This window comes from Pseudomonas sp. MDT2-39-1 (assembly GCF_054898085.1).
In genome coordinates this window covers 2717913-2732426 of the sequence record NZ_CM142716.1, presented here as the reverse complement: position 1 = coordinate 2732426, position 14514 = coordinate 2717913, and the positions used below count along the sequence as shown (strand labels likewise).

Here is a 14514-nt window from a genome sequence, read left to right as displayed (position 1 = left end):
CCTCGCTCCTACAGGATTTGCGCGATTCCTTGTAGGAGCGAGGCTTGCCCGCGAAAGCGATGTCATGGGCGGAGCAATTGTTCAGCCGGACACATTGACCGCAGCCACTCCGCGACGTTGCAGATAGATGTAGAACAGCGCAGTCAGCACCGTCAGGCCACTGACCAGCGCGCCGGTCCATGGCAGGTCCGCCAGATCGGCACCGCTGGCAACCACCAGCCCGCCGATCCACGCCCCCGCCGCGTTGCCGAGGTTAAAGGCGCTCTGGTTCAGCGTCGAGCCGAGGTTGGGGGCTTCATGCGCCTGATCGATGATCAGCAATTGCAAAATCGGGCACAGGGCAAACGCAAAAATCCCCCACAGCACCAGGGTAATCGCCGCCGGAATCACCGAGTGACTGTTCTGGCGTGAACAGTGGCGACTGGGGCTGGCGGTCGGGTTCTGCGTGTTGTTCAGCTACGCTTTGGTGCTGTGGGCCATGCAGCTTGGGTCGATTGCAGAAGCGGCGGCGTTGCGCGAGATCAGCGTGATCCTGGTGGTGCTGTTCGGTATGCGGTACCTGAAAGAACCTTTCGGCAGGCCAAGGCTCTTAGCCTGTGGGCTGGTGCTGGTCGGTATTTTGGTGATGAAGTTCTGACGGCTGCTCAACATTCTAAAACTGAAGAAAGGACTGCTTTATGACGGTTGCTCTGTGGTGCATTTTGATCGCGATCTTCCTGCCGTATATCTGCACGGGCATCGCCAAGGCCGTTGGCGGGTACAGGCTGAAAGACAACCATGACCCCCGTGACTTTCTCGAGTCGCTGAATGGTTTGGGTAGACGCGCACATGCGGCGCAACTGAACAGTTTTGAAGTGACCCCGGCGTTCGCGGCGGCGGTGATCGTTGCGCATCTGGCCGGCAATGCCGAGCTAGTGACGATCAATGTGCTGTCGGTTTTGTTTATCACCAGTCGGCTGCTCTACATCATTTGTTACCTGGCGGACTGGCATATTTTGCGGTCGTTGGTGTGGTTTGTGGGGATGGGGTTGATTGTCAGTTTCTTTGTGGTTTCAGTCTGACGGATTTGCGGTGTTTACTCTGGCCTCTTCGCGGGCAAGCCTCGCTCCTACGGGGATCTGCGTCGAACACACAATGTGTGTTCGACGGTCATCCCTGTAGGAGCGAGGCTTGCCCGCGAAAGCTATCTGACTGCCAGTGCAGATTTCAGGGCTTGGCTTTAACCGCATCGGCAACTTGAGGCACTTGCGGCAACGCCGCGCCTTTAGGCCATAGCATCCAGATCTGCCCCTGCTGTTTCATATCCCCGGCCAATTGCCCGGCCGCCTCGCCAGTGCCCCAGAACAAATCCGCACGCACTTCGCCGGCAATCGCGCCACCCGTGTCTTGCGCTGCCACCGGCCGTACGAGAGCGGTGCCGTCCGGCTTAGTCGTCGATAACCACAACAGACTGCCCAGCGGAATCACTTTGCGATCCACTGCCGCGCTGTAACCGGCCGTCAGCGGAACGTTCAGCGAGCCGCGTGGGCCTTCGTTGCTGTCCGGGTTACGGGTGAAGAACACATAACTCGGGTTGCTGCCCAGCAGTTCCGGAATGCGCGACGGATTGGCCTTGGCCCAGGTGCTGATGGCGCCCATGGTCACGTCTTCTTTCTTCAGCTCGCCTTGCTCCACCAGCCAGCGCCCGATCGGCCGATACGGATGGCCATTCTGGTCGGCATACGCGATGCGCAGTTGACGGCCGTCGTCGAGCTGGATGCGGCCCGAACCCTGGATTTGCAGGAATTGCAGGTTCATCGGGTCGGTCAACCAGGCCACCACCGGCGCCTTGACCCCTTTGGTCTCAATCGTTGCCGCATCGTCGTAAGGCTTGAGCACGCGACCTTCGAGTCGTCCGCGCAGGCGTTTGCCCTTGAGTTCCGGATAGATGCTGTCCAGAGAGACAATGATCATGTCCTCGGGCACGCCGTATACCGGAATGCTCGCCACTTCGGTCTGGGTCAGGCTGCCGGGGTAGACCGGTTCGTAATAGCCGGTGATCAAACCGTTGGGATTGTCATTGGCGGCGCGCAGGCCGTAGACGTCGAGGTTCTGCTTGAGGAAGCCGCGGATGTCGTTGGCGGTTTGCGGCACATTGGCGGAAGCCGCACAGGTCGAACCCCAGACCGGGTCGGCCTTGAGTCGGGTGCAGGCGCTGCGCCACGAGCCGAAGCCGGCGACCAGATCGCTGTCGGACACTGCCGGCAGCGCTTCCCAAGTGGCGCTGGAGTAGGTCGCCAACGCGTGGGTTTTAGGGGTGTTCTTATCGCCGCCGGTGCAGCCAGCGAGCACGGCCACCATTGGAAGAGTCCACACGAGGTGGTGTCGCCATGCCTTGAAACGGCTGTTCATGGAGTAATTCCTTTGCCGGTTGCCTGAGTGCTCCATGCGCTCAAACAACCCGTATTGATAATAGGGCTATTGGTCTTTGCCGATGACGCGAGGATACTGGCCGCCGTTTCCCGTGACCTGAAGCCCCCATGACTCTTAAAAGACTTTCTGTTGTATTGCTGGCCTGCCTGACGTTGTCTGCGTGCGGTGGAGTCGACCCGAATTCGCCGTTGGGCCAGCGCAAGGCGATCTTCAAACAGATGCTCAAGACCGGCGAAGATCTGGGCGGTATGTTGCGTGGTCGTATCCCGTTCGACGGTCCGAAATTCGAGGAAGGCGCTGTGAAGCTCGACGCCTTGTCCCGTGAGCCGTGGAAACATTTTCCGCAGGTGCGCGAAGAAGATCACACCAGCGCCAAGGACAATGTGTGGCAGCAGCAGGCACGTTTCCAGGAAATGGTCCGCACCCTTGAAGCCGCCACCGGTGATTTGGTGATTGCCAGCAAGGTTCAGCCTTACAAGGCCAGTAACCTGAGCCCGGCAGTGCAGAAAGTCGAAGACGCGTGTAGTGCCTGCCATAAAGAGTTTCGGGATCATTGATTGGCAACGCATTCCTGTGGCGAGGGGGCTTGTCGGAACGCCGCATCGCCCCGTTGGGCTGCGAAGCGGCCCCAAAACCCGGCGGTTCGATAAAACTGAAGAATCGAGTTGCACGATGACGACGGCTGCGCAGCCGAACGGGGACAAGCCCCTTCGCCACAAAAGCTCCCTCGCTTAGCTCAGGGGCTTATTTATCCAGTTCGTCGAGTGCGTCCTGCAATTCCTTGCGGGACTCAGCGAGTTTGTTTTTGCGCTTGTCGATCTTCTCCGGATCGCCTTTCTTCATGGCTTTGTCCAGGTCGGCCTGATGCTTGCTGACTTCATGCTTGGCGTCGAGCACCTTGTTTTCCCGTTCCTTCTTCAGCGAGGCATCGGTGCAATGGGCGGTGACTTCGCTCAGGGCCGTTTCGAGGCCGGCCTGCTGATCGGCGTTGCCGTGGGATTTGGCCAGTTCGATCTGATTGATGATCCCCTGTTTCTTCGCGGCGCAGCCGGTCAGCTCAGGGGCTTCTTCGGCGGCCATCAGGGGAGCGGCCATCACGCTGCAAAGGGTCAACAAGGCGAGCGGTGAAAGAAATTTCATAAAAGCTCCATGTGCAAAGACAATCGGGTCGATGTGGCGATGGGCGTTTGAGCCTGTCGGCCCCTTTGGGTTCCCGGGTTGCCGTGTGTCGTCGGCGTTTAAAAACCGTCAATCCCGGCCATGCGTAATGTTTGACTCAGTGCCAGGACGTGCGGGTCGCGGAAAAATGCGCTCAATTGCGCCGCGCGTCCCGGGCCGATACCTGCTTCTGCCTGCCATTGTTCGGTGTTTCGATCCGCCAGTTCCTGCCATGAATCGGCAAGCCGTGCCTGGCCGGTCGGCGGCAACCCCAAGGCTTTGAGCCAGTGAGCAAACGGGCGTTGCCGGGCGATGTTGAAACTGTTTAAAAGGCGAGCCGTGCTGCGCTCACCGAAGCCATCAATGTTAGCAAGCTCTTGAGCATCGAGGGTCAACCAATCCAGCAGGCTGTTTAGGCGGCCTATTTCGAAAAGTTTCTCCCAGGTGCCAGGGCCGAGATGGGGCAAGGCCAGTCCCTGCTTGCTGCTGAGCCAGGTCAGGCGCGCGAGGAATTGGCTCTTGCATCCTGATGTCGGTTGCCAGCAACTCAACTGATGAAAGTCTGCTGCCAATGGCACGTCGAATTCAGCGCGTTCGGTACTGCGCAGCACGACGCCGTCGAGCCTTGGAATGGTCAGTCCCGCCAGGCTGATGGACACCTGATCCCCGGGGCGGATATCCAGTTCCTCCCAACGTCGCAGAGAGCTGACGCTCACGCGTTTGATCTGTCGGTCATCAAGCGTCACGGGCGTCAGGTCCAGCACCGGTGTAATCCGGCCCGTCCGCCCGATTTTGAAGTGAACCTTGCGTACTTCGGCCAGTGCCTGGGCGAACGGATACTTCCAGGCAACGCTCCAGAAGGACGGCCGCGCCTGCCAGCGCTCGGCCGGTGGACGCTGGCTCTGACGCAAAACAACGCCATCGCTGGCAAAGGGCAAGGGTGTGCGATACCAGTGATCGCGCCATTGTTCAGCGTCGGCAAAAACCTTGATGGGCTGACTGTAAGGCGCAGTACTCGGGAAGCCCATTTCATCGAGAGCCGCCGCCCGGGCGGGCAGGCTTGCCGGACCTTGCGGCCAGTCCCAGACAAACAACCCGATTCCACCGGCCTGTTCGGCGTTCAGCTCTTTGCGAGCCATCAATCCAGCCACCGTGGAGCGTGCGTTGAGGCTGCCTGCCTTGGCTTGCACATGATCGGTCAGGCGCCAATAGAGTTCGCCTTGTACCAGTAAATCCAAGGGTTGCGGCAGTTGTCGGGGGATGGCCTCGATCAGTCGGGCCGACGCGGTCCAGTCCTGGCCGTTTACCCCGTCACCTCGACTGATTGCCTGATGCAGCGCGCCGTTGCGATAGATCAATGTCACGGCCACGCCGTCGACCTTGGGTTGTATCCAGATGTCATTGCGCTCGCGTAGCCAATGCTCGACCGCACGACCATCACGCAGTTTTTCCAGGCCCGTGTGGGCGATGGGGTGGGCAATCTTGCCGCCCGCGGTGCGCAAGGGGTCGGGCGCCAGACTCAAGTCAAAACACTCACGCCATTCGCTCAATCGCGCGCGGGATTGATCATAGATTTCGTCGGCGACCAGTGAGCGTCCATTGCGGTGGTAGTTGTCGTCCCAGAAGTCGATTTGTTTTTGCAGGGCCGTTATTTCGTCCAGGGCGCGGGCGGGTGACCAGTCGGGGCAGTCGTTGGCAATTGAGCTCAGGCAAAACAAGGTCAGGAACAAAGCGGAAAACAGGCGCAGAAGCATCGTGAGCGTCCTTGCTCAGGGAGATGCTTGAAGGTTAGTCAGTTTTTTCTGGGGGGAAGAGTGGGTGTTTTGCCTGGTGTTTCTAGTGGTGCCTGGGCTGGCCTCTTCGCGAGCAAGCCCGCTCCCACATGGGATCTGTGTCTACACAAAATTTGTCTTCACTGAAGATCCAGTGTGGGAGCGGGCTTGCTCGCGAAGGGGGCGACTCGGTGTAAAGCGCAAGACAATAAAAAGCCCCGCACGGCGAACCGTGCGGGGCTTTTGGTACCGCCAGGAAAGTCTTACAGGCCGGCTGCAGTACGCAGGTCGTCGGCGCGGTCGGTCTTTTCCCAGGTGAAGGTGGTGAAAGTATCTTCGCCCACAGTCTTGGTGGCCGGGGTGCGACCGAAGTGGCCGTACGCAGCAGTTTCCTGGTACATCGGGTGCAGCAGGTCGAGCATGGTGGTGATCGCGTATGGACGCAGGTCGAACACTTCGCGAACCAGTTTGACGATCTTGTCGTCGCTGATTTTGCCGGTGCCGAAGGTGTTCAGCGAGATCGAAGTCGGCTGGGCAACACCGATCGCGTAGGAAACCTGAATCTCGCAACGCTCGGCCAGGCCGGCAGCGACGATGTTTTTGGCCACGTAACGACCCGCGTAGGCAGCCGAGCGGTCAACCTTCGATGGATCTTTACCGGAGAACGCGCCGCCGCCGTGACGAGCCATGCCGCCGTAGCTGTCGACGATGATCTTGCGACCGGTCAGACCGCAGTCGCCCACCGGGCCACCGATGATGAATTGGCCGGTCGGGTTGATGTGGAATTGGGTGTCTTTGCTCAGCAGTTCGGCAGGCAGTACGTGCTTGACGATCAGCTCCATCACGCCTTCGCGCAGGTCTTTGTAGGACACGTCAGGGTTGTGCTGGGTCGACAGCACAACGGCGTCGATACCGACAACCTTGCCGCCTTCGTAACGGCAAGTCACTTGCGACTTGGCGTCCGGGCGCAGCCAAGGCAGCAGGCCGGATTTACGGGCTTCGGCCTGGCGCTGCACCAGCTGGTGCGAGAACGTGATCGGTGCTGGCATTAGCACGTCGGTTTCGTTGCTGGCGTAGCCGAACATCAGGCCTTGGTCGCCGGCGCCCTGATCTTCAGGCTTGGCACGGTCGACACCCTGGTTGATGTCAGGGGACTGCTTGCCGATGATGTTCATCACACCGCAAGTGGCGCCGTCGAAGCCGACGTCAGAGCTGTTGTAGCCAATGCCCAGGATGACGTCGCGAACGATCTGTTCCAGGTCGACCCAAGCCGATGTGGTGACTTCACCTGCGATGATTGCCACGCCGGTTTTAACCAGCGTCTCGCACGCGACTCGGGCGAACTTGTCTTCAGCAATGATGGCATCCAGCACCGCATCGGAAATCTGGTCGGCGATTTTGTCCGGATGCCCTTCGGACACGGACTCGGAGGTGAAGAGGGAGTATTCGCTCATCTCGATTTTTTCCTGAATTTACCGATGGTGAGTGTCGCCAGCCGGTCGCTGAAAATGGCGGACCTGGATCTGGAAACCATTACGTAAGCCTACATAGAGGCTTTCCCCGGGAACGAGTCCCGCAGCGGTGGCCCAACGGGCCAAATCGTCCTGTTCAAACCCCAACCAAAGATCACCGCAGGCCTCCCTGGCCCAACTCTGGTTATGGCTACATAACTCTGTCACAAGCAGGCTACCGCTCGGTTGCAGTAAATCGGCCATGTGCTTGAGCGCTTCGGCCGGTGCGGCAAAATGGTGCAGCACCATGTTCAATACAACGCAATCGGCCTTGAGGCTCACACCATTCAATGCATCGGCCAGTTGCAGGCTGACGTTAGCCAGCGTCTCGCGTTCGCAGACCTGACGCGCCAGTTCGAGCATCGCCGAGCTGTTGTCCAGCGCCGTGACCTGGGTGAAGCGGCGCGCCAGTTCCGGCAGAAATTCACCGTCGCCGGGGCCGACTTCTATGGCCGTGGCGCCTTCACTGAAACTCAGCTTGTCGAGCAATGCCACCACGCTTTCGCGGTATTGCGGCAGGCCGGCGATCAAGTCCTGCTGGGCGCGAAACTTTTCCGCCACCCGTGAGAAAAAGTCCTGGCTGGCGGCGGCTCGTTGCCCATGGACCTGAGCGATCCGCGACTGCACATCGGCCGGCAGGGTCAGGTTGTCCACTTCTTCGAGCAAGGCTGCGTGCAGCTTGCCGCCCAGCAGGTCGGTGTGGGGCAGGGCGCGACGGTAGAAAATCGCGTTGCCTTCACGGCGAGTCGCCACCAGGTCGGCCTGGGCCAATACCTTGAGGTGGTGACTCATGCCCGACTGACCCATCCCGAAGATCTGCGCCAGTTCCAGTACGCCAAACGAATCGTTGGCCAGTGCGCGCAATACATTCAGCCGCAGAGGATCGCCGCCGGCCTTGCACAGGGCCGCCAGCTCATCGCAATCGTCATGTTGAATGGAAGGCACGCGTAAATTCATAAGGCCAGCAGTCTAGTGACGGGCAGAAATCACTGCAAGAGCAATATCAAAAAGTTTTGATATTGCTCGATAGATGGCACTTCTCGACGTTAGGTTCAGTCAACAAACGAACAGCGGAAAGGTTTCATCAGTCGAAACCGCTGTTAACAATTGGAAAAACGCCTCCAGATGACTATCTGTCATTGCCCCGAGGCGGGTGGGTGAGGGAAAATGCTCGCCTTTTTTCCGTTTCGTTTTATTCAGCCCCCAGGAGATCAGCGATGCCCAGCCGTCGTGAGCGTGCCAACGCCATTCGTGCCCTCAGCATGGATGCCGTGCAAAAAGCCAACAGCGGCCATCCCGGTGCCCCTATGGGTATGGCGGATATCGCCGAAGTACTTTGGCGTGACTACCTGAAGCACAACCCGAGCAATCCATCGTTCGCCGACCGTGACCGCTTCGTGCTGTCCAACGGTCACGGCTCGATGTTGATCTACTCGCTGCTGCACCTGACCGGCTACGACCTGTCGATCGATGACCTGAAAAACTTCCGCCAACTGCACAGCCGTACCCCGGGCCACCCGGAATTCGGCTACACCCCGGGCGTTGAAACCACCACCGGTCCATTGGGCCAAGGCTTGGCCAACGCCGTAGGTTTCGCCCTGGCTGAAAAAGTCCTGGCGGCGCAGTTCAACCGTCCTGGCCACAACGTTGTCGACCACCACACCTACGTGTTCCTGGGTGATGGCTGCATGATGGAAGGCATTTCCCACGAAGTCGGCTCCCTGGCCGGTACTTTGGGCCTGGGCAAACTGATCGCCTTCTACGATGACAACGGCATCTCCATCGACGGCGAAGTCGAAGGCTGGTTCACCGACGACACCCCGAAGCGTTTCGAAGCTTACAACTGGCAGGTGATCCGCAACGTCGACGGTCACGATCCGGAAGAGATCAAGACTGCGATCGAAACCGCGCGCAAAAGCGATCAGCCAACCCTGATCTGCTGCAAGACCACCATCGGTTTCGGTTCGCCGAACAAGCAAGGCAAGGAAGACTGCCACGGCGCCCCACTGGGTGACGCGGAAATCGCTCTGACCCGTGCTGCGCTGAAATGGAACCACGGTCCGTTCGAAATCCCGGCCGACATCTATGCCGAGTGGGACGCCAAGGAAACCGGTCGCGCGGCCGAAGCCGAATGGGATCAGCGTTTCGCTGCCTATTCCGCTGCGTTCCCTGAGCTGGCCAACGAACTGGTCCGTCGCTTGAGCGGCGACCTGCCGGAAGACTTCGCTGAAAAAGCCTCTGCTTATATTGCTGAAGTCGCCGCCAAAGGCGAAACCATCGCCAGCCGTAAAGCCAGCCAGAACGCACTGAATGCCTACGGCCCGCTGTTGCCTGAACTGCTGGGCGGCTCCGCTGACCTGGCCGGTTCCAACCTGACCCTGTGGAAAGGTTGCAAAGGTGTTTCGGCTGAAGACGCCAGCGGCAACTACATGTACTACGGCGTTCGCGAATTCGGCATGAGCGCGATCATGAACGGCGTGGCTCTGCACGGCGGTCTGGTGCCTTACGGCGCGACCTTCCTGATGTTCATGGAATACGCGCGCAACGCCGTGCGCATGGCTTCGCTGATGAAGAAGCGCGTGGTGTTCGTCTACACCCACGACTCCATCGGTCTGGGCGAAGACGGCCCGACTCACCAGCCGATCGAGCAACTGACCAGCCTGCGCAGCACGCCGAACCTCGACACCTGGCGTCCAGCCGATGCCGTTGAATCGGCCGTTTGCTGGAAAGAGGCCATCGAGCGCAAGGATGGCCCTTCGGCGCTGATCTTCTCGCGTCAGAACCTGCAACATCAGGAACGCAGCGCGCTGCAGATCGCCGACATCGCCCGTGGCGGTTACGTGTTGAAGGACTGCGCAGGCGAGCCTGAGCTGATCCTGATCTCCACCGGTTCCGAAGTCGGCCTGGCGGTTCAGGCTTACGACAAGCTGACCGAGCAAGGTCGCAAAGTGCGCGTTGTTTCGATGCCGTGCACCAGCGTGTTCGATGCGCAAGACGCCGGCTACAAGCAGGCAGTTCTGCCGTTGCAGGTCAGCGCCCGTATCGCTATCGAAGCCGCTCACGCGGACTTTTGGTACAAGTACGTGGGCCTGGAAGGCCGCGTGATCGGCATGACCACCTTCGGCGAGTCGGCGCCTGCGCCAGCCTTGTTCGAAGAGTTCGGTTTCACCCTGGAAAACATCCTGGGTCAGGCTGAAGAGCTGCTGGAAGACTGATCCAGAAAATGTGTCGTCTGGACTGCCGCTTTCGCGAGCAAGCCCGCTCCCACATGAGATCGCATTCTCATGTGGGAGCGGGCTTGCTCGCGAAGGCGTTGGTCCAGGCAACGCTGCAATAACGGATTCACCACGGTAATCGAGAACCCAATGCCTCAACCGCGTCCTTACAAAGTTGCACTCAACGGCTACGGCCGGATTGGTCGTTGCGTCTTGCGTGCGTTGTTTGAGCGAGGCGAGAAGGCAGGGTTTGAAATTGTCGCGATCAACGATCTGGCTGACATGGCCAGCATCGAATACCTGACACGCTTCGACTCCACGCACGGGCGTTTTCCCGGTGAAGTGAAGGTCGACGGCGATTGTCTGCATATTAATGGTGACTGCGTGAAGGTCCTGCGCAGTGCCACCCCCGAAGGCATCGATTGGGCGTCCCTGGGCGTCGATCTGGTGCTGGAGTGCTCCGGCGCTTACCACACGCGTGCCGATGGCCAGCGGTTCCTTGATGCCGGTGCGCCGCGTGTGTTGTTTTCCCAGCCGATGGCCAGCGAGGCGGATGTCGACGCTACCATCGTCTACGGCGTGAACCAGGATTGCCTGACCGGCGACGAGCTGCTGGTGTCCAACGCGTCCTGCACCACCAACTGCGGCGTGCCGCTGCTGCGCCTGCTGGATCAGGCCATTGGTCTGGAATACGTGTCGATCACCACCATCCACTCGGCAATGAACGATCAGCCGGTCATCGATGCCTATCATCACGAAGACCTGCGCCGCACGCGTTCGGCGTTCCAGTCGGTGATTCCGGTGTCCACTGGTCTGGCGCGTGGCATCGAACGCCTGTTGCCGGAACTTGCCGGGCGAATTCAGGCCAAAGCCGTGCGGGTGCCGACGGTTAACGTGTCTTGCCTCGACATTACGATGCAGACCGTCAGCGACACCGACGCCACCGAGGTCAATCGGATTTTGCGCGAGGCCGCCACCACTGGCCCGCTCAAAGGCCTTCTGGCCTACACCGAGTTGCCTCACGCCAGTTGTGATTTCAATCATGACCCACATTCGGCCATCGTCGATGCCAGTCAGACCCGAGTTTCCGGCCCACGGCTGGTGAACATCCTGGCCTGGTTCGACAACGAATGGGGTTTTGCCAACCGAATGCTGGATGTTGCGGAACACTATCTGCAATCAGCTGGCTCTCCAAAACACTGCTCTCCAAAACAGTAGGAAATGCGACCCATGACCGTGTTGAAGATGACCGACCTCGATCTGCAAGGTAAGCGCGTACTGATCCGCGAAGACCTCAACGTCCCAGTCAAGGACGGTGTAGTCACCAGCGATGCGCGAATCCTGGCTTCGCTGCCGACCATCAAGCTGGCCCTGGAAAAAGGCGCGGCCGTGATGGTTTGCTCGCACCTTGGCCGTCCGACCGAAGGCGAATTCTCGGCCGAGAACAGCCTCAAGCCAGTCGCTGACTACCTGAGCAAGGCCCTGGGCCGCGAAGTGCCGCTGGTTGCCGATTACCTGGGCGGCGTCGACGTGAAAGCCGGCGACATCGTTCTGTTTGAAAACGTACGCTTCAACAAAGGCGAGAAAAAGAACGCTGACGAACTGGCCCAGCAATACGCCGCCCTGTGCGACGTGTTCGTGATGGACGCCTTCGGCACCGCTCACCGCGCCGAGGGTTCGACCCACGGCGTGGCCAAGTTCGCCAAAGTCGCTGCCGCTGGTCCGCTGCTGGCTGCTGAGCTGGACGCACTGGGCAAAGCCCTCGGCGCCCCGGCCCAGCCGATGGCTGCCATCGTTGCCGGCTCCAAGGTGTCGACCAAACTCGACGTGCTGAACAGCCTGAGCCAGATCTGCAACCAGCTGATCGTCGGCGGCGGCATTGCCAACACCTTCCTGGCCGCTGCCGGTCACCCGGTCGGCAAGTCCCTGTACGAGCCGGATCTGCTGGACACCGCTCGCGCCATCGCCGCCAAGGTCAGCGTACCGCTGCCGGTCGACGTCGTCGTTGCCAAGGAATTCGCTGAAAGCGCCACCGCTACCGTCAAGCTGATCGCTGATGTGGCCGCAGACGACATGATTCTGGACATCGGCCCACAGACCGCGGCGAATTTCGCCGAGCTGCTGAAGTCGTCCAAGACCATCCTGTGGAACGGCCCGGTGGGCGTGTTTGAATTCGACCAGTTCGGTAACGGCACCAAAGTCCTGGCCCAGGCCATCGCGGACAGCTCGGCGTTTTCGATCGCTGGCGGCGGCGACACCCTGGCGGCCATCGATAAATATGGCGTTGCCGATCAGATCTCCTACATTTCTACCGGCGGCGGCGCGTTCCTTGAGTTCGTGGAAGGCAAGGTTTTGCCAGCCGTTGAAGTCCTGGAAAGCCGGGCCAAGGCCTGAGGTCGTCCATTTGACCACGCAAAGGAGTGTTCTTATGGTCAAGCCGTTAGCGCTGTTGATCGCTGCGGGTATGCTGGTGGCTTGCGGGAGTAACCCGAAAGCCAAGCCGGAACCTGCGCCGCAGTCAGTGGAAAAAGGCTGCTACCAGGCCGACTGGCAAGCGGAAACCAACCCGGTGATCAACAAGCGTTCCGGGCCTGATGGCCTGGAGAAATACGAGACGCAGACCCCGGCCAAGGAACATGGTTGCCCTTGACGGGTCTGACACATTACTCAGGGCTGGCGGCGTGCGCCGTCAGTCGAGGAACATGGATGAAAGGTTTTATCGCCGTTATGGCGTTGGCATTGCTGGCCGGTTGCTCGAATTTCAACCTGTTCAAGCCTGCCGAATCGACGGACAACTGGACCACCTGGACCTGTGACAGCCAGGCCAAAGTGCTCTGGCGCTACACCGACGACAGCCGCAAGGAAGTCGACGTGCGCCTCGGCGGGGCCGATCAGGTCTATCGCCTGAAGCTTGAACCGGGCGCCGAAGGTTCGCTGTACAGCAACGACATGCTGGCGTTTCACGTAAAAGGTGAGGAAGGCCTGGTTTACTGGGTCGCCACCAATGATTTGATTGGCCGCGGTTGTAAAGCGCAGTAATTGAAACGCTTTTGCGAAACCTGTAGGAGCGAAGCTTGCTCGCGAAGACGTCATCACATTCAACACATGTGTGCCCGTTAAACCGCTTTCGCGAGCAAGCTTCGCTCCTACAGAGATCGATGCAACACCGAATTCGCAGCCCAGGGCCAACCCCCGATCTGCAATAACTTGAATAGCCGCCGCCGCTACGGCAGGCTGGCACGATTAACGACCCAAACCGGGAGAGACACACACAATGGCACTTATCAGCATGCGCCAGATGCTGGACCACGCAGCCGAGTTCGGCTACGGCGTTCCAGCCTTCAACGTCAACAACCTTGAGCAGATGCGCGCCATCATGGAAGCCGCTGACAAGACTGACTCCCCGGTGATCGTCCAGGCCTCGGCCGGTGCTCGCAAATACGCCGGCGCACCGTTCCTGCGTCACCTGATCCTGGCCGCCATCGAAGAATTCCCGCACATCCCGGTGTGCATGCACCAGGACCACGGCACCAGCCCTGACGTCTGCCAGCGTTCGATCCAACTGGGCTTCAGCTCGGTAATGATGGACGGTTCCCTGGGCGAAGACGGCAAGACCCCGACCGATTACGACTACAACGTCCGTGTCACCCAACAAACCGTGGCCCTGGCTCACGCTTGCGGCGTATCGGTTGAAGGCGAGCTGGGCTGCCTGGGTTCGCTGGAAACCGGCATGGCCGGTGAAGAAGACGGCATCGGCGCCGAAGGCGTTCTGGACCACAGCCAAATGCTGACCGACCCGGAAGAAGCCGCTGACTTCGTCAAACGCACCCAGGTCGACGCCCTGGCCATCGCCATCGGCACCAGCCACGGCGCCTACAAGTTCACCAAGCCACCTACCGGCGACGTGCTGGCCATCGACCGCATCAAAGAAATCCACAAACGCATTCCGAACACCCACCTGGTAATGCACGGTTCGTCTTCGGTTCCGCAAGAGTGGCTGGCGATCATCAACCAGTACGGCGGCGACATCAAAGAAACCTACGGCGTGCCGGTTGAAGAGATTGTGGAAGGCATCAAGTACGGCGTGCGTAAGGTCAATATCGATACTGACCTGCGTTTGGCTTCGACGGGTGCGATGCGTCGGTTGATGGCGACCAATCCTAGCGAGTTTGATCCGCGTAAGTTCTTTGGCGCGACTGTGACGGCGATGCGTGATGTGTGTATCGCTCGTTATGAGGCTTTTGGTACTGCTGGTAATGCTTCGAAGATCAAGCCGATCTCGTTGGAAGCGATGTATCAGCGGTATTTGAAGGGTGAGTTGAACGCTAAGGTTAACTGAGCCTTTCTCGTTATATAAAAACCCGCAGTGATGCGGGTTTTTTATTGGCTGAAAGAAGCATGGCAGGAAAATTTCCTTCGCTAACAACGCTTATTTTTTTTGTGAGC

At 59.5% G+C, this 14514-nt stretch carries 13 protein-coding genes and 2 pseudogenes; 9 read left to right on the top strand and 6 right to left on the bottom strand.

Features of this window, described 5'->3' with window-relative positions; all coding sequences use genetic code 11:
- Positions 1-81: 81 nt before the first annotated feature.
- A pseudogene (locus ACYZTM_RS13120) lies at positions 82-405 on the bottom strand (MFS transporter); the annotation flags it as partial.
- Here ACYZTM_RS13120 and ACYZTM_RS13115 point away from each other — a divergent pair.
- Together ACYZTM_RS13115 and ACYZTM_RS13110 are read left to right on the top strand one after the other, a co-directional pair.
- A pseudogene (locus tag ACYZTM_RS13115) lies at positions 401-637 on the top strand (EamA family transporter); the annotation flags it as partial. The pseudogenes ACYZTM_RS13120 and ACYZTM_RS13115 sit on opposite strands and share 5 nt — an antisense overlap.
- 40 nt (positions 638-677) lie before the next feature.
- A complete protein-coding gene (locus tag ACYZTM_RS13110) occupies positions 678-1061 on the top strand; it encodes an MAPEG family protein (RefSeq protein WP_131060599.1) in 384 nt (127 codons plus the stop codon).
- A 145-nt stretch (positions 1062-1206) separates the two neighbouring features.
- On the opposite strand, the gene mltA is transcribed toward ACYZTM_RS13110, so the two are convergent.
- Positions 1207-2391, bottom strand: a complete 1185-nt coding sequence (gene mltA, locus ACYZTM_RS13105) for a murein transglycosylase A (RefSeq protein WP_131060600.1) — start codon at positions 2389-2391, stop codon at positions 1207-1209.
- A 128-nt stretch (positions 2392-2519) separates the two neighbouring features.
- Between mltA and ACYZTM_RS13100 the strand changes: the two genes are divergently transcribed.
- Complete coding sequence (locus ACYZTM_RS13100; protein WP_131060601.1) at positions 2520-2969, top strand: c-type cytochrome; 450 nt, start codon at positions 2520-2522, stop codon at positions 2967-2969.
- 187 nt (positions 2970-3156) lie between these two features.
- Here ACYZTM_RS13100 and ACYZTM_RS13095 read toward each other — a convergent pair whose 3' ends face one another.
- The 4 genes from ACYZTM_RS13095 to ACYZTM_RS13080 all read right to left on the bottom strand — a co-directional run bounded on the left by ACYZTM_RS13095 (position 3157) and on the right by ACYZTM_RS13080 (position 7810).
- Positions 3157-3552 carry a DUF1090 domain-containing protein gene (locus ACYZTM_RS13095; protein ID WP_461988904.1) on the bottom strand — a complete coding sequence of 132 codons (396 nt, stop codon included), beginning with the start codon at positions 3550-3552 and terminating at the stop codon, positions 3157-3159.
- A gap of 98 nt (positions 3553-3650) precedes the next feature.
- The gene (ligB, locus tag ACYZTM_RS13090) at positions 3651-5324 is read right to left on the bottom strand and encodes an NAD-dependent DNA ligase LigB (RefSeq protein ID WP_461988903.1); all 1674 of its coding nucleotides are present in this window, start codon (positions 5322-5324) and stop codon (positions 3651-3653) included.
- 281 nt (positions 5325-5605) lie between these two features.
- On the bottom strand, positions 5606-6796 hold the full coding sequence (metK, locus tag ACYZTM_RS13085) for a methionine adenosyltransferase (RefSeq protein WP_461988902.1): 1191 nt from the start codon (positions 6794-6796) through the stop codon (positions 5606-5608).
- An 18-nt stretch (positions 6797-6814) separates the two neighbouring features.
- Entirely contained in the window at positions 6815-7810 is a 996-nt protein-coding gene (locus tag ACYZTM_RS13080) for an ArsR/SmtB family transcription factor (protein WP_461988901.1), read from the bottom strand.
- Between the two features lie 260 nt (positions 7811-8070).
- Here ACYZTM_RS13080 and tkt point away from each other — a divergent pair, with 260 nt between their 5' ends.
- The 6 genes from tkt to fba all read left to right on the top strand — a co-directional run bounded on the left by tkt (position 8071) and on the right by fba (position 14407).
- The gene (gene tkt / locus ACYZTM_RS13075) at positions 8071-10068 is read left to right on the top strand and encodes a transketolase (RefSeq protein WP_461988900.1); all 1998 of its coding nucleotides are present in this window, start codon (positions 8071-8073) and stop codon (positions 10066-10068) included.
- 150 nt (positions 10069-10218) lie between these two features.
- Positions 10219-11286 carry an erythrose-4-phosphate dehydrogenase gene (gene epd / locus ACYZTM_RS13070; protein ID WP_461988899.1) on the top strand — a complete coding sequence of 356 codons (1068 nt, stop codon included), beginning with the start codon at positions 10219-10221 and terminating at the stop codon, positions 11284-11286.
- 12 nt (positions 11287-11298) lie between these two features.
- Positions 11299-12462, top strand: a complete 1164-nt coding sequence (locus tag ACYZTM_RS13065) for a phosphoglycerate kinase (protein WP_131060608.1) — start codon at positions 11299-11301, stop codon at positions 12460-12462.
- A gap of 34 nt (positions 12463-12496) precedes the next feature.
- Positions 12497-12718 carry a hypothetical protein gene (locus ACYZTM_RS13060; RefSeq protein WP_010466937.1) on the top strand — a complete coding sequence of 74 codons (222 nt, stop codon included), beginning with the start codon at positions 12497-12499 and terminating at the stop codon, positions 12716-12718.
- A 56-nt stretch (positions 12719-12774) separates the two neighbouring features.
- A complete protein-coding gene (locus ACYZTM_RS13055; protein ID WP_131060609.1) occupies positions 12775-13107 on the top strand; it encodes an MliC family protein in 333 nt (110 codons plus the stop codon).
- 235 nt (positions 13108-13342) lie between these two features.
- Complete coding sequence (fba, locus tag ACYZTM_RS13050) at positions 13343-14407, top strand: class II fructose-bisphosphate aldolase (protein ID WP_131060610.1); 1065 nt, start codon at positions 13343-13345, stop codon at positions 14405-14407.
- Positions 14408-14514 lie beyond the last annotated feature (107 nt).

Coding starts and splice junctions, on each gene's coding strand:
- ACYZTM_RS13080 (WP_461988901.1), bottom strand. CDS start 7,810: ATGAATTTACGCGTGCCTTCCATTCAACATGACGATTGCGATGAGCTG.
- ACYZTM_RS13060 (WP_010466937.1), top strand. CDS start 12,497: ATGGTCAAGCCGTTAGCGCTGTTGATCGCTGCGGGTATGCTGGTGGCT.
- metK (WP_461988902.1), bottom strand. CDS start 6,796: ATGAGCGAATACTCCCTCTTCACCTCCGAGTCCGTGTCCGAAGGGCAT.
- fba (WP_131060610.1), top strand. CDS start 13,343: ATGGCACTTATCAGCATGCGCCAGATGCTGGACCACGCAGCCGAGTTC.
- ACYZTM_RS13110 (WP_131060599.1), top strand. CDS start 678: ATGACGGTTGCTCTGTGGTGCATTTTGATCGCGATCTTCCTGCCGTAT.
- mltA (WP_131060600.1), bottom strand. CDS start 2,391: ATGAACAGCCGTTTCAAGGCATGGCGACACCACCTCGTGTGGACTCTT.
- ACYZTM_RS13065 (WP_131060608.1), top strand. CDS start 11,299: ATGACCGTGTTGAAGATGACCGACCTCGATCTGCAAGGTAAGCGCGTA.
- ACYZTM_RS13095 (WP_461988904.1), bottom strand. CDS start 3,552: ATGAAATTTCTTTCACCGCTCGCCTTGTTGACCCTTTGCAGCGTGATG.
- tkt (WP_461988900.1), top strand. CDS start 8,071: ATGCCCAGCCGTCGTGAGCGTGCCAACGCCATTCGTGCCCTCAGCATG.
- ACYZTM_RS13100 (WP_131060601.1), top strand. CDS start 2,520: ATGACTCTTAAAAGACTTTCTGTTGTATTGCTGGCCTGCCTGACGTTG.
- epd (WP_461988899.1), top strand. CDS start 10,219: ATGCCTCAACCGCGTCCTTACAAAGTTGCACTCAACGGCTACGGCCGG.
- ACYZTM_RS13055 (WP_131060609.1), top strand. CDS start 12,775: ATGAAAGGTTTTATCGCCGTTATGGCGTTGGCATTGCTGGCCGGTTGC.
- ligB (WP_461988903.1), bottom strand. CDS start 5,324: ATGCTTCTGCGCCTGTTTTCCGCTTTGTTCCTGACCTTGTTTTGCCTG.